Raw genomic sequence first — 12664 nt, forward strand, 5'->3', positions numbered from 1 at the left:
GTACCGCTTCGCACCACCCGACTTCATCTTTCGGGCGCCGAGCCTTCATTGGTGTGGACAACCGCACTAGGTTTGCGGTCGAGCCCGTCACCAACCTGGAGGTCTTTCCGCGATGGCTGATTTCGACGGTCAGAGCGCCGCAGCCCTGGACAACCTGCTCAGCGAGGACCGCTCGTTCCCGCCGAGTGCGGAGTTCAGCGCGGCCGCGAACGCGAAGCCTGAGCTCTACAACGAGGCGGCCGCGGACCGGGAGGCGTTCTGGGCCAAGCAGGCCGAGCGGCTGCACTGGGATGCCCGCTGGTCGCAGGTGCTGGACTGGTCGGAGGCACCGTTCGCGAAGTGGTTCGTCGGGGGACGGCTCAACGTCGCGTACAACTGCGTCGACCGCCACGTCGAGTCCGGCCACGGCGAGCAGGTCGCCATCCACTGGGAGGGCGAGCCGGGCGACACCCGCACGATCACCTACGCCGACCTCAAGCGCGAGGTGTCCAAGGCGGCCAACGCATTGGCCTCGCTGGGGTTGACCGCGGGCGACCGGGTCGCGATCTACATGCCGATGATCCCCGAGGCGATCGTGTCGATGCTGGCCTGTGCGCGGCTGGGCATCACGCACAGCGTGGTGTTCGGCGGCTTCTCGGCCGAGGCGCTGCGCTCCCGTATCGAGGATGCGCAGGCCAAGCTGGTGATCACCAGCGACGGCCAGTACCGCCGCGGCAAGCCCGCCCCGCTGAAGGCCGCGGTCGACGAGGCGGTGGCGTCCACACCGAGCATCGACAACGTCCTCGTGGTGCGGCGCACCGGCGGCGACGTCGAGTGGACCGATGGCCGCGACCTGTGGTGGCACGAGGTGGTCGACAGCCAGTCCGAGGAGCACACGCCGGAGGCCTTCGACTCCGAGCACCCGCTCTACATCCTCTACACCTCGGGCACCACCGGTAAGCCCAAGGGCATCCTGCACACCTCCGGCGGCTACCTGACCCAGGCCGCCTACACCCACCACAACGTCTTCGACCACAAGGCGGGCGAGGACGTCTACTGGTGCACCGCCGACATCGGCTGGGTCACCGGGCATTCCTACATCGTCTACGGACCGCTGGCCAACCGCGCCACCCAGGTCGTCTACGAGGGCACGCCCAACACCCCGCACGAGGGCAGGCACTGGGAGATCGTGCAGCGCTACGGCGTGTCGATCTACTACACCGCGCCCACCCTGATCCGCACGTTCATGAAGTGGGGCGCGGAGATCCCCGCCAAGCACGACCTGTCCTCGCTGCGGGTGCTGGGATCGGTCGGCGAGCCGATCAACCCGGAGGCCTGGATGTGGTACCGGGAGCACATCGGCGGCAACCGCGCGCCGATCGTCGACACCTGGTGGCAGACCGAGACCGGCTCGATCATGATCTCCCCGCTGCCCGGCGTGACCGCCACCAAGCCCGGTTCGGCGATGGGCCCGCTGCCCGGCATCTCCGCCAAGGTCGTCGACGACCAGGCCGAGGAGGTCGGCAAGGGCGGCGGCGGGTACCTCGTGCTGGACCAGCCATGGCCGTCGATGCTGCGCGGCATCTGGGGCGACGAGGAGCGGTTCCGGGAGACCTACTGGTCCCGCTTCGCCGACAAGGGCTTCTACTTCGCAGGCGACGGCGCCAAGTACGACAGCGACGGCGCGATCTGGCTGCTCGGGCGGGTGGACGACGTGATGAACGTCTCCGGCCACCGCATCTCCACCACCGAGGTGGAGTCGGCGCTGGTCTCCCATCCCACGGTGGCGGAGGCCGCGGTGGTCGGTGCCACCGATCCCACCACCGGCCAGGGCATCGTGGCGTTCGTGATCCTGCGCGGCGGGGTCGCCGAGGACGAGGCCAAGGGCGCCGACGCCATCAAGGCGCTGCGTGACCACGTGGCCAAGGAGATCGGCCCGATCGCCAAGCCGCGGCAGATCATGGTCGTGCCGGAACTGCCGAAGACCCGCTCCGGCAAGATCATGCGCCGCCTGCTGCGCGATGTCGCGGAGAACCGCGAGATCGGCGACGTGACCACGCTGGCCGACTCATCGGTGATGGACCTGATCAGCTCCGGCCTGGCCAAGAGCACCGAGGACTGAGCACTCCAGTGGCCTGAAGCGCCTGCTTCAGGCCACTGGTCAGCGGCGCCGGAACGGGTTGCCGTTGGCGTCGAGGTAGAGCAGCCAGGCCACCAGTGCGTGGCCGAGGAAGTAGGCCAGGGCCAGGAACACGCCCCACCCGTCGAAGACCGCGAAGATGCCGACCAGGCAGAACACCGCCAGCGTGACCGAGGTGAAGTTCACCACCGGACGCGGCCAGCGGCGGCCCGCGCGCAGTTCGCGTCCGGCGTGGCCGAGGAAACCGCCGACGACGAGGGACAGCAGCAGCGCGCCCGCCGAGTCGACGCCGAAGCTGAGGCCGTTGGCCGCGATGATGGTGATCACCAGTTGCAGCAGGCCCACCCCGATGAGAAGCAGGAACGCGGTGGCCGCCACGACCACCCGCTGGGACGGGCCGAAACTGGGCATCCCGCGGCGGGTGGGCGGCACCGGCGTGTACTGGGGCGGATAAGGGGCCTGCCGGTGATCAGCCTTGGGTTGACGTCCGGGAAACCGCACAGCTACGCCCTCTCCGCTCGACTCAGTCCGCTCCCCTCCAGTAAACACGCGGCGGGTCAACGCGAGCGTCGGCGTACCAGTGAAGGCAGATCGCCCCAAACCGTGCGCAGGGCGAAGACCAGCATCAAGGCGCCGAACAGGACGTCGGACAGCTCCTCGTCCATCCGCACCGACGCCTGCGTGGAGGCCAGCGTGGCCAGGATGCCGCTCAGCCCGATCCAGGCGGCCTCGCGGGGCGAGCCGTTGCCCATCCGTACGTTGCGCACGCCGGAGAGCAGCGAGGTCGGCACCATCATCAGCAGCGAGGTGCCCTTGGCCAACGCGGCGTGCGCCCCGAAGCCGAGTTGCAGCACCGGCACCACCACTGCCCCGCCGCCGATCCCGGTCAGCGCCGCGAGGAAGCCGATCAGCGCGCCGACGGGCAGCAGCAGCGCCAGCCGCCACCAGTCATGGGTGAGGGTGACCCCGGAGTCGCCGGGGTCCAGGAACAGCCTGATCGCGGTGCCCACCAGCACGGCGGCGAACAGCCAACGCAGCACCGGCAGCGACACCCGGTTCAGCACCGCGGTGCCCACCCAGGCACCGGCCAGCGAGCCCACAGCGAGCGGCACGGCCATCCACACGTCCACCTCGCGGTGCAGGGCGTAGCCCAGCACGCCGAACACCGCGAGCGGGCCCAGCGCCATCAGCGAGGTGGCCACCGCCTGCCGCTGGTCGCGGCCGCACCAGGCGGTCAGCGCGGGGACGATCAACACGCCGCCGCCGACACCGAACAGCCCGGACAGGGCACCGGCGGCCACACCGATGACCACGAGCTTCGGCTTCGACGCGGTGCTCATCACGGCTCACCCTAACCGAGCGGTGGTGCCCGTTCAGAGCGCACGGAAAGTGATTACGAGCTCGTTTCCGCTGGCCACACCGATTGGAGTCGTTAAGATCCCATAAAGGTGAGCCGGGAAGTCTGGTCGGCACGAGATTCGCGTACCCGATCAACAGGCCGGAGATTTACCTGTGAACCTGCCCCGCCGCCCGGTCGAGGCCGTCGCCGAGTTCGCCCGCTTCCTGCGCACCGAAACCGTCGGCGGCATGGTCTTGCTCGCCGCCACCGCCATCGCGGTGATCTGGGCGAACTCCCCCGCCGATGGCGTTTACACGGCGATCAGGGACTTCGAGATCGGCCCCGAGGCCCTGCACCTGCGGCTGTCCGTCGGGGACTGGGCCAAGGACGGGCTGCTGGCGCTGTTCTTCTTCGTCGCCGGTCTTGAGCTCAAACGCGAACTGGTCGTCGGCGAGTTGTCCAACCGCAAGGCCGCGACGCTGCCCATCGCGGCCGCCATCGGCGGAATGGTGGTGCCCGCGGCGTTGGCGCTGGCCGTCGGCTGGGGCGCGCCCGGCATCGAACGGGCCTGGGCCGTGCCGGTCGCCACCGACATCGCCTTCGCGCTGGGCGTGCTGGCCATCACCGGCGCAGGCATGCCCAGCAGCGCCCGGATCTTCCTGCTCAGCCTGGCCGTCGTTGACGACCTCGGCGCGATCATCATCATCGCGGTGCTGTTCACCAGCGGGCTGAGCGTGCTGTGGCTGGCCATCTCCGCCGCCTGCTGCGCGCTGTACTTCTGGCTTCAGCGCAAGCGGGTGACCAGTCCGCTGATCTACGTACCGCTGGCGCTGGGAACCTGGGTGGCGGTGCACTCCTCCGGCATCCACGCCACCGTCGCCGGGGTGGCGCTGGGGCTGCTCACCAGGGTGCGCAAGGACCCCTACGAGAAGGAGTCGCCCGCGCTGCGGCTGGAGCACCGCATCCAGCCCTGGTCGGCGGGCCTGGCGGTGCCGATGTTCGCGTTGTTCGCCGCGGGGGTGCCGGTCACCGCGGCCGCCATGCGCGACCTCGGCCGGGACCGCATCGCGCTGGCCATCGTCATCGGCCTTGTCGTCGGCAAGCTGATCGGCATCCTCGGCTCCTCGCTGCTGGTGGTGCGGCTGAAGCTCGCCGTCCGGCCCACCGACATGGGCTGGCGGGACATGACCGCGGTGGCCATGCTCGGCGGCGTGGGGTTCACGGTGAGCCTGCTCATCTCCGACCTGGCGCTCGAAGGTGAAGAGGCGGAACTGGCCAAGGCCGCGGTGTTGATCGCCTCCGCCATCGCCTCGCTGCTGGCCGCCGCCATGCTGATGCGTCGCAGCCGGGCCCGCCGCCAGCAGGACGATTAGCGATGAATGCCAACCGTGTGGCGCGTCTCTAGCACGTCGAACGAGCGCGAGGTTGCGGGCATGGCACGATGACCATCGTGAGCAGCGCGCAGTATCAGAGCAACGGCAACCGCGACGGGGCCGGGCTGCCATCGGTGCCCTCGATCCCGTTGGTCGATGACAACCTGGCGGACAACGCCGGTGGGCAGTCCATCGGCGGCTTGGTCCGGGATGCGACGGCCCACCTGTCCACGCTGGTCCGCTCCGAGGTGGAGCTGGCCAAGCTGGAGGTGAAGGCTGAGCTGCGCAAGGGCATCAAGGGCAGCGTGTTCTTCATCATCGCGCTGACCGTGCTGTTGTTCAGCACCTTCTTCCTGTTCATCGCGCTTGCGGAGCTGCTGGCCGACTTCGGGCTGTACCGCTCGGCGGCCTACGGCATCGTGTTCGGGATGATGCTGCTCACCGCGGGGTTGTTCGCCTTCCTCGGCTACCGGAAGGTGCGCAAGCTGCGCGCCCCGGAACGCACGATCAGCTCCGTGAAGGAGACCGCCGCCCGGCTGAGCCACGTCGGCAACGGACGTGCGGAGGACGCTCCCGAGCGGTCCGGCGCTCACGCGAGCTGATCAGCGCCGACGCATGCGATCCGCACCGGATCCCAGCACGGTCCGCATCCCGGGACCGTGGGCGCACCGCGAGGTCTCGGCCAACGGCATCAGGTTCCACCTCGCCGAGGCGGGCAGCGGGCCGCTCGTGCTGCTGCTGCATGGTTTTCCGGAGTGCTGGCTGGCCTGGCGGCACCAGCTTCCGGTGCTCGCCGCGGCCGGTTTCCGCGCCGTGGCGATCGATCTGCGGGGCTACGGCGATTCCGACAAGCCGCCCCGCGGCTATGACGGCTGGACGCTGGCGGGCGATGTCGCCGGGCTGGTCCGGGCGCTGGGCGAGCGCAAGGCGCATCTGGTCGGCCATGCTTGGGGCGGGCTGATCGCCTGGACCGCGGCGGCCCTGCACACCCGGCTGATCAGCACGGTGACGGCGATCTCCGCGCCCCATCCAATGACCCTGCGCTCCGCGGTGAGCCGTGGCCTTGGCCGCACCGCCATCGCGGCGATGCAGTTGCCAGGCAAGCGGAACCAGGCCCTGTCGGTCGGGGGGCTCTTCACCGCGCAGCTACCGATGCTGCCCGAGCGGACGCTGGTGCGGGACGAGGCCGCGGTGGTGGAGCGGCTGATGCGGGCGTGGAGCTCGCCCGCGTGGGCAGGCACTCAGGACTTCGCCGAGACGGTCGCGCTCAACCGGCGGGCGATGCTGATCCCCGGTGTCGCGCACTGCTCGATGGAGTACCTGCGCTGGGCGCTGCGCGCGCAGTTCCGCGGTGAGGGACGGCGATTCGCGGACCTGCTCGCGGAGCACAGCACAACGCCGGTGCTGCAGTTGCACGGAAAGCTCGACCCTGTCGTGCTGGAGGCGACGGCGGCGGAGTCGCTGCCCTGGCGCGGCCCCGGCTCCCGGTACCGCGTGCTCGCCGACGCGGGCCACTTCCCGCACCACGAGGCGCCGGATGTGGTCAATGGACACCTCGTGGACTTCCTCGGCTAGGACGCGCAGCGGCCCGTCGAGACCGCAGCCGTCAGCGACGGCGCCCTCGCGACATCGGGTGCGACCTCCTCGGCGGTCAACACGAAGCCGGTCTCCGGATCATCCACCGCCGCGCCGAAGACCACGCCGACCACGCGTCCCTCCGGGTCGATCAGCGGTCCGCCGGAGTTGCCGCTCTTGACCTGCGCACGCACCGTGTAGACGTCCCTGGTGACCGGGCGGCGGTCGTAGATGTCCTGGCCGTTGAGCTTGATGCGCTGCCGAATGCGAGACGGCGACGCCCGGTACGGACCGTCCAGCGGGTAGCCGAGCACGATGCCGTCGTCGTTGGACTCGGCGTCGACCTTGGAGAAGCTCAGCGCGTCGGCCTCGAGGTCGGGCACCGACAGGATCGCCACATCGGTGTCCGGGTCGTAGAGCACCACCTTGGCGGGCAACGAGGCCCGGCCGACCTCCACCTCGACCTCGTCGGTGCCCGCGACCACGTGCGCGTTGGTCATCACCCGTTCCCTGGCGATGACGAAGCCGGTGCCCTCCAGCGCCCGGGAGCACTGCGAGGCGCGACCGCGGATCTTGACCACGCTGGGCCGCACCTTCCGCACGATCGGGCTGGCCTGCAACGCCGGGTCCGGCGGGTCCACCTGGGCCTTGGGCGCGGTGCTGAACGGCGCGACGGCGGCCGGGAAGCCGGAGGCGTCCATCAGGTTGCGCAGTTCGCCCGGCAGCGCGCGGGCGAAGGGCGGCATGACGTCGTCGACCGTGCCGAGGATCGCCGACCGGGTGACCGCGGAGGCCAGCCCGGGGAGGGCGGCGACGCTGGTCAGCGGCAGGGCGATCAGCCAGGCCACGATGAACACCACCAGGCCCTGCACGACCGCGCCGCCCGCGTTGTCGATGCCCGCGATCTGCGGGTGGTCGATGCGCTGCCGCACCGAGCGGCCCAGCCAGACGCCGAGGGTCTCGCCGAGCGCGACCAGCAGCACCACGATGGCGACCCCGAAGGCCACCCTGGTCACCGGGTGGTTGAACTCCTTGATCATCAGCGGGGCCAACTGGAGGCCGAGCACCGCGCCGCCGAGCACGCCGAGGAAGGAGGCCAGTGCGGTGAGCATGCCCTGGCGGGCGCCGGACACCGCGGCGAGCACTGCCAGCAGCAGCACCAGCAGGTCAACCCAGTTCACCGACACCTCCGAGCATCGCCATCACCCTTGCACATCGGGCGGTCCGGCAGGCCCGTCGGCACGCCAGACCTGTTCCAGCCCGCGGATGTCCGTGCGGTCCCACGGACGTTCCCACCCGGTCAACGACAGCAGCGTGGACAGCAGACCGGCGGTGAAGCCCCACACCAGCAGCCCCGGCACCGAGAAGGCCGGGATCGACCAGCCGCTGGAGACCTTGACCTGGAAGCGGTTGGCCGGGTCGGCGAGCACCGACAGCGGCACCCTGGACACGGCCGCGGTCTCGCCGGGGTCCACCGGGGCGACCTCGCTGGGCTGCTGCCAGTACGCGAGTACCGGCGTGACCAGGAAGCCCGAGGGCATCAGGTACAGGTCCGGCAGCACCGCGACCGGCAGCACGCCCTCGGGGAGGACGCCTACCTCCTCGGTCGCCTCCCGGAGCGCAGCGGCCACCGGGCCGTCGTCCTCCGGGTCGATGGAACCGCCGGGAAAGGCGACCTGACCCGGGTGGTCGGGCAGGTCGTCGGCCCGCTTGAGCAGCAGCACGTCGGGCCCCGTGCCCGGCCCGGCGCCGTCCTCCCCGAAGAGGATGAGGACAGCGGCCTTGCGCAGCGGGCCGTCGGGCGGCGGCGAGAGCCTGGTGAACGCGCGGGCGTCGAGATCGGCGCTGAGTTCGACGAGTTTGGCCAGCCAGTCGGGTAGATCAACCTCTCGCGGATCCACCAGCGGCCCATGGTGACCGTCCTCATCTGCCGTCATCAGCTACTCCCCACGTACTTACCGACCGTCGCCCGCACCTGTTCAGGGTTGGCGAACACCACCGCGGGCTCGATGCGACGCACCTGCCCGTCCGGGCGGATCACGAAGGAGGCGGGCAGCGTCTTGACGCCGAGGCTGCCGGACAGTGTGCCGTCACCGTCGTAAAGCGAGGGGAAACGCACGCCGAGCCCGGCCAGCATGCCCAACCCCGAGGCCTGATCGCTGCCGGTGAGCACGCCGAGCACGCCGACCTCCTGCTGACTGTCGGCGTAGGCCTGGAGCACCGGAAGCTCCTCCCGGCACGGCGCGCACCACACCGCCCACACGTTGACCAGCACCGTGCGCCCCGCCGTCAGTGCCGCGACGTCGACGGGGCCGCCGTCGCCGAGGCATTCCAGCCGCAGGCCCGCCAGCGAGTCCGGACCGCCCGAAGCTCCCTCGACCCCGGCGCACGGCTGGAGCGCCGCTTTCGCCCGCAGCGCGACCAGATCCGGTGCGGGCGCCTGGGTGGACGGCCCCGGCGACTCCGAACGCGGCCACAGCGCGACGCCCGCCGCCAGCAGCAGCACCGCACCCAGGAGCAGCCATCGCACTCTGGTGTTCAACCGGCGTCCTCCACGGGAATGCCCGCCAGGGTCAGCAGATGGTCCCGCTCCCGGCCCTTGACCAGCTTGGCCGCGACCTCCGGCTCGGTGGGGCCCACGCCGAACGCCGGACAGTCCTTGGCCAGCAGACAGGCACCGCAGGCCGGGCGGCGCGCGTGGCAGACACGGCGGCCGTGGAAGATCACCCGGTGCGAGAGCATGGTCCAGTCCTTGCGCGGGATGAGTTCCCCGATCGCGTGCTCGACCTTCACCGGATCTTCCTCGACCGTCCACCCCCAGCGCCGGACCAGCCTGCCGAAGTGGGTGTCCACCGTGATTCCCGGCACGTTGAAGGCGTTGCCGAGGATGACGTTGGCGGTCTTGCGGCCGACGCCGGGGAGCGTGACGAGGTCGGCGAGCTTCGCGGGCACCTCGCCGTCGAAGCGCTCGACCAGAGCCGCGCCGAGACCCATCAGCGAGTTGGTCTTGTTCCGGTAGAACCCGGTCGGCCGGATCAGCTCCTCAAGCTCGGTCCGGTCCGCGCCCGCGTAGTCCGCCGCGGTGCGGTACCGGGCGAACAGCGCCGGGGTGGTCAGGTTGACCCGCACATCGGTGCACTGGGCGGACAGGATCGTGGCCACGGCCAGCTCGAGCGGGTTGGCGAAGTCCAGTTCGCAGTGCGCGTCCGGGTAGCCGAGTTCCAGCGTGCGGACCATGCGACGCGCCCGACGGACGAGACCTAACCGAGTCTCACCCGTTCGGGCGAGGCTCGCTTTCCTGACCGGGTCGGTCGTCGCTCTGGCTGGCACTCCATCAGGGTACGGGCGTCACTCCAGGACCCCCTTGCGGCGCCACGAACGCGGTACGCCAGGATTACGTCCATCATGACTGCCTGGTTTGTTGCCGTGGTGCCGCTCGTGGTGATGTTCTTCGCGCTGTTCATGGAGCGCGTGGAGAACCGTCTTCGCCATGTGGCGGTGGCAGAGAACGAAGTCGAAGAGTTCCTGGAGCAGGCCCGGCCGGATGAGGTCAGGGCGCTGTTCGGCTCGGGCATCGGCAGGGCGCTTGAGCTGTTCAGGCTGCGTCGAAAAGGACGCGCCAACCGCCTCCGTCCACAACGAGCACGTGGCCGGTCATAGACTGACTCGAAGTGATCGGCGGCGAAAGAGCCGGCGCATGCATGTAGTGCGCCGGTGTTGACAGCGGCCGCTACGTTCCGAATGGAGGGACGAGGTGGACGACACCCTGGCAAGGGCAGGGATCTTCCAGGGCGTGGAACCTGCGGCTGCGGAAGCGTTGACGCAGGCTCTGGAGCCTGTGGACTTTCCCCGTGGGCACGTCATCTTTGCCGAGGGCGAGCCCGGCGACCGGCTGTACATCATTCAGTCCGGCAAGGTGAAGATCGGACGGAAGTCCCCGGACGGCAGGGAGAACCTGCTGGCCATCATGGGCGCGTCGGATATGTTCGGGGAGCTCTCGATCTTTGATCCGGGCCCGCGTACCTCGACGGCCACCACGGTGACCGAGGTGCGGGCGCTCAGCATGGACCGCCCCGCGCTGCGGGAGTGGATCGCCCGCCGCCCGGAGATCGCCGAACAGCTCCTGCGGGTGCTGGCCCGGCGGCTGCGGCGGACGAACAACATGCTCGCGGACCTGATCTTCACCGATGTTCCCGGCCGGGTCGCCAAGGCGCTGCTGCAGTTCGCACAGCGTTTCGGCAGCCAGGAGGCGGGACTGCTGCGGGTCACCCACGACCTGACGCAGGAGGAGATCGCCCAGTTCGTCGGCGCATCCCGGGAAACGGTGAACAAGGCCTTGGCCGACTTCGCCCACCGGGGCTGGCTCCGGCTGGAGGGCAAGAGCGTGCTGATCCTGGACCCCGAGCGGTTGGCTCGGCGCGCTCGCTGAGGCGAGTCGACAGCTGTCGATTAGCGGGACGTTCGAAGTCGGTCGAACGTCCCGCTAGTCGCGTGCGTATACAGGGGTATCTCCTCGCATTCTGCCGAAGGGACGCGGGAGCGGCTTCGCGAACAACACAAGAAGCCGGACGCCACCCCCGACGTGGCGCTCCGGCTTCTTGTGTGGCGTGACCGGTCCCCCGACCGGCCACGCTCCCCCGACCTCCGACGCGTCTCGGCCCCGACCCATCAGCGTCAGAGGAAGTTCAACGGGATATTGAGTTCTTCGGCGACCGTGCCGCAAGCGACTTTCGTCGTTCTGGATTGGTCGCCAGGTCAGCGGAAGGCAACCGTCCGTATAACGACACGATGAAGGCCATCCGACCTGCTCGGCAAGGCCCTTCACTCGGCAGGACGTTCCAAACCGCCGTTACGTTGCATGGCAGCCGGTAAATCTCTCACCAGAGTAGTTGACTACCGGTGAGTCACACCCGATCGGGTGCATCACTGCTCTGACCATGGGTAAGTGAGTCACGGCACCATCAAAAAAATGGTACTTGCGTACCAAATCAGTGAGACTGAGGAGGTGACAGCCACGACCTCGCTAGCCGACTACCGCGCCGCGCTGAGCCTGCGCGCCGCCCGCTGGCCGGTACTGACCTCGGTACTGGCCCGCTTCCCCATCGCCATGTTCGGCATCGCGGAGTTGCTGTACGTGCAGCAGAAGACCGGCTCGTTCGCCGCCGCCGGACTGGTCGGCGCGGCCAGCCTCACGGGTATCGCCGGGGGCTCGGTCGTCCAGGGCCGGATCATCGACCGGCGCGGCCCCAGCCGCCCGCTGCTGGTCGTGGTCGGCCTGCTCACCGTGATCGTGACGGCGTTCATCCTGGCCGTGGAGTTCGGACTGCCGCTGTGGCTGGTGACGGTGCTGGCCTTCCTCAGCGGCGCGCACGAGCCGCAGGTGGGCGCCGCCTCGCGCGCCCTGTGGTCGCGCCTGCTGCCGCCGGGACCCACGCTGGACGCGGCCATCGCCTACGAGGCCATCAGCCTGGAGATCTTCTTCATTCTCGGCCCCGCTGCGGGAGGATTGCTGGCCGTGGCGCCCTGGCCCGGAACCGGTGTGGTGATCGCGGCGGGCTGCCTGATCCTGGGCGGGCTCGGTTTCGCCCTCACGCCCACCGTGCGGGCCTGGCGGGCGCCCGAGCGGCCGCCACAGCGTTCCGGGCTGCTCGGCGCCCTGAGGAGCCCCGGCATGCGGACCTTGACCGTCGCCGGGTTCGGCTTCGGCATCGTGGTGGGCTTCGTGGAGGTGGGCATCCCCGCCGCCGCCGAACACGCCGGGCACCTGGCCTGGAGCGGACTCATCCTCGGCGGGTCGGCGGTGACCTCGGTGCTGTTCGGCATTTTCTACAGCACGCGGCCCTGGCCGCGTCCCATGTGGGCAAGGCTGCCCGCGTTGCTGCTGGGCTACAGCGTGCTGGTGGCGCTGGGCGGGCTGCCAACCTCACTGATCGGGCTGACGGTCGCGATGCTGGTCGCAGGCGCGTTGATCACGCCGCAGGCGACCGCGCACTCCCTCACCATCGACATCGTGGCGTCCAAGGGCACCGCGGTGGAGGCCTTCGGCTGGCTGACCACGTCCATCACGCTGGGGTTGGCCGCTGGGCAGTCGATCGGTGGCGCGGTGGCGGAGATGTCGGGGCCGCGCGTGAGCTTCGCTGTTGCGGGCGGCTGCGGCCTGGTGCTGGCCGCCGTGCTCTGGGCGCGCCGCCGCACGGTCGCGGTCCCGGAAGCCGCTCAGCAGGCACCCGCGGCCGAACTGGTGGCCCGCTAGGGGCC

General features: G+C 70.0%; 13 protein-coding genes. 7 read left to right on the top strand and 6 right to left on the bottom strand.

What is annotated here, in order from left to right:
- Positions 1-112: 112 nt before the first annotated feature.
- The gene (gene acs, locus ACU6XJ_RS09215; RefSeq protein WP_476308546.1) at positions 113-2101 is read left to right on the top strand and encodes an acetate--CoA ligase; all 1989 of its coding nucleotides are present in this window, start codon (positions 113-115) and stop codon (positions 2099-2101) included.
- A gap of 39 nt (positions 2102-2140) precedes the next feature.
- On the opposite strand, the gene ACU6XJ_RS09220 is transcribed toward acs, so the two are convergent.
- Both ACU6XJ_RS09220 and ACU6XJ_RS09225 read right to left on the bottom strand, forming a co-directional pair.
- Positions 2141-2620: a hypothetical protein gene (locus ACU6XJ_RS09220; protein WP_476308548.1), complete on the bottom strand. Its 480-nt coding sequence runs from the start codon at positions 2618-2620 to the stop codon at positions 2141-2143.
- Positions 2621-2676: 56 nt separating this feature from the next.
- Entirely contained in the window at positions 2677-3459 is a 783-nt protein-coding gene (locus ACU6XJ_RS09225; protein WP_476308550.1) for a sulfite exporter TauE/SafE family protein, read from the bottom strand.
- Between the two features lie 172 nt (positions 3460-3631).
- Between ACU6XJ_RS09225 and nhaA the strand changes: the two genes are divergently transcribed.
- From nhaA to ACU6XJ_RS09240, 3 genes are all read left to right on the top strand, one after another.
- Positions 3632-4831, top strand: a complete 1200-nt coding sequence (gene nhaA / locus ACU6XJ_RS09230) for a Na+/H+ antiporter NhaA (RefSeq protein WP_476308552.1) — start codon at positions 3632-3634, stop codon at positions 4829-4831.
- 68 nt (positions 4832-4899) lie between these two features.
- On the top strand, positions 4900-5433 hold the full coding sequence (locus tag ACU6XJ_RS09235) for a phage holin family protein (RefSeq protein ID WP_476308554.1): 534 nt from the start codon (positions 4900-4902) through the stop codon (positions 5431-5433).
- A gap of 13 nt (positions 5434-5446) precedes the next feature.
- A complete protein-coding gene (locus tag ACU6XJ_RS09240; RefSeq protein WP_476308557.1) occupies positions 5447-6406 on the top strand; it encodes an alpha/beta fold hydrolase in 960 nt (319 codons plus the stop codon).
- Here ACU6XJ_RS09240 and ACU6XJ_RS09245 read toward each other — a convergent pair.
- From ACU6XJ_RS09245 to nth, 4 genes are read right to left on the bottom strand one after another with little or no spacing between them, the layout of a single operon-like run.
- The gene (locus ACU6XJ_RS09245) at positions 6403-7587 is read right to left on the bottom strand and encodes a MarP family serine protease (RefSeq protein ID WP_476308560.1); all 1185 of its coding nucleotides are present in this window, start codon (positions 7585-7587) and stop codon (positions 6403-6405) included. The genes ACU6XJ_RS09240 and ACU6XJ_RS09245 overlap by 4 nt on opposite strands.
- Before the next feature lie 21 nt (positions 7588-7608).
- Positions 7609-8343 carry an NUDIX hydrolase gene (locus ACU6XJ_RS09250; protein ID WP_476308563.1) on the bottom strand — a complete coding sequence of 245 codons (735 nt, stop codon included), beginning with the start codon at positions 8341-8343 and terminating at the stop codon, positions 7609-7611.
- A complete protein-coding gene (locus ACU6XJ_RS09255) occupies positions 8343-8948 on the bottom strand; it encodes a TlpA family protein disulfide reductase (RefSeq protein ID WP_476308565.1) in 606 nt (201 codons plus the stop codon). The genes ACU6XJ_RS09250 and ACU6XJ_RS09255 overlap by 1 nt, the downstream gene beginning before the upstream one ends.
- Positions 8945-9643 carry an endonuclease III gene (nth, locus tag ACU6XJ_RS09260; protein ID WP_476308567.1) on the bottom strand — a complete coding sequence of 233 codons (699 nt, stop codon included), beginning with the start codon at positions 9641-9643 and terminating at the stop codon, positions 8945-8947. Before nth ends, ACU6XJ_RS09255 begins: the two co-directional genes overlap by 4 nt.
- A 168-nt stretch (positions 9644-9811) precedes the next feature.
- Between nth and ACU6XJ_RS09265 the strand changes: the two genes are divergently transcribed.
- From ACU6XJ_RS09265 to ACU6XJ_RS09275, 3 genes are all read left to right on the top strand, one after another.
- On the top strand, positions 9812-10066 hold the full coding sequence (locus tag ACU6XJ_RS09265) for a hypothetical protein (protein ID WP_476308570.1): 255 nt from the start codon (positions 9812-9814) through the stop codon (positions 10064-10066).
- Between the two features lie 94 nt (positions 10067-10160).
- Complete coding sequence (locus ACU6XJ_RS09270; RefSeq protein ID WP_476308573.1) at positions 10161-10835, top strand: Crp/Fnr family transcriptional regulator; 675 nt, start codon at positions 10161-10163, stop codon at positions 10833-10835.
- A 540-nt stretch (positions 10836-11375) separates the two neighbouring features.
- Complete coding sequence (locus tag ACU6XJ_RS09275; protein WP_476308576.1) at positions 11376-12659, top strand: MFS transporter; 1284 nt, start codon at positions 11376-11378, stop codon at positions 12657-12659.
- Positions 12660-12664: the final 5 nt, after the last annotated feature.

Source organism: Actinorectispora metalli (assembly GCF_056323685.1).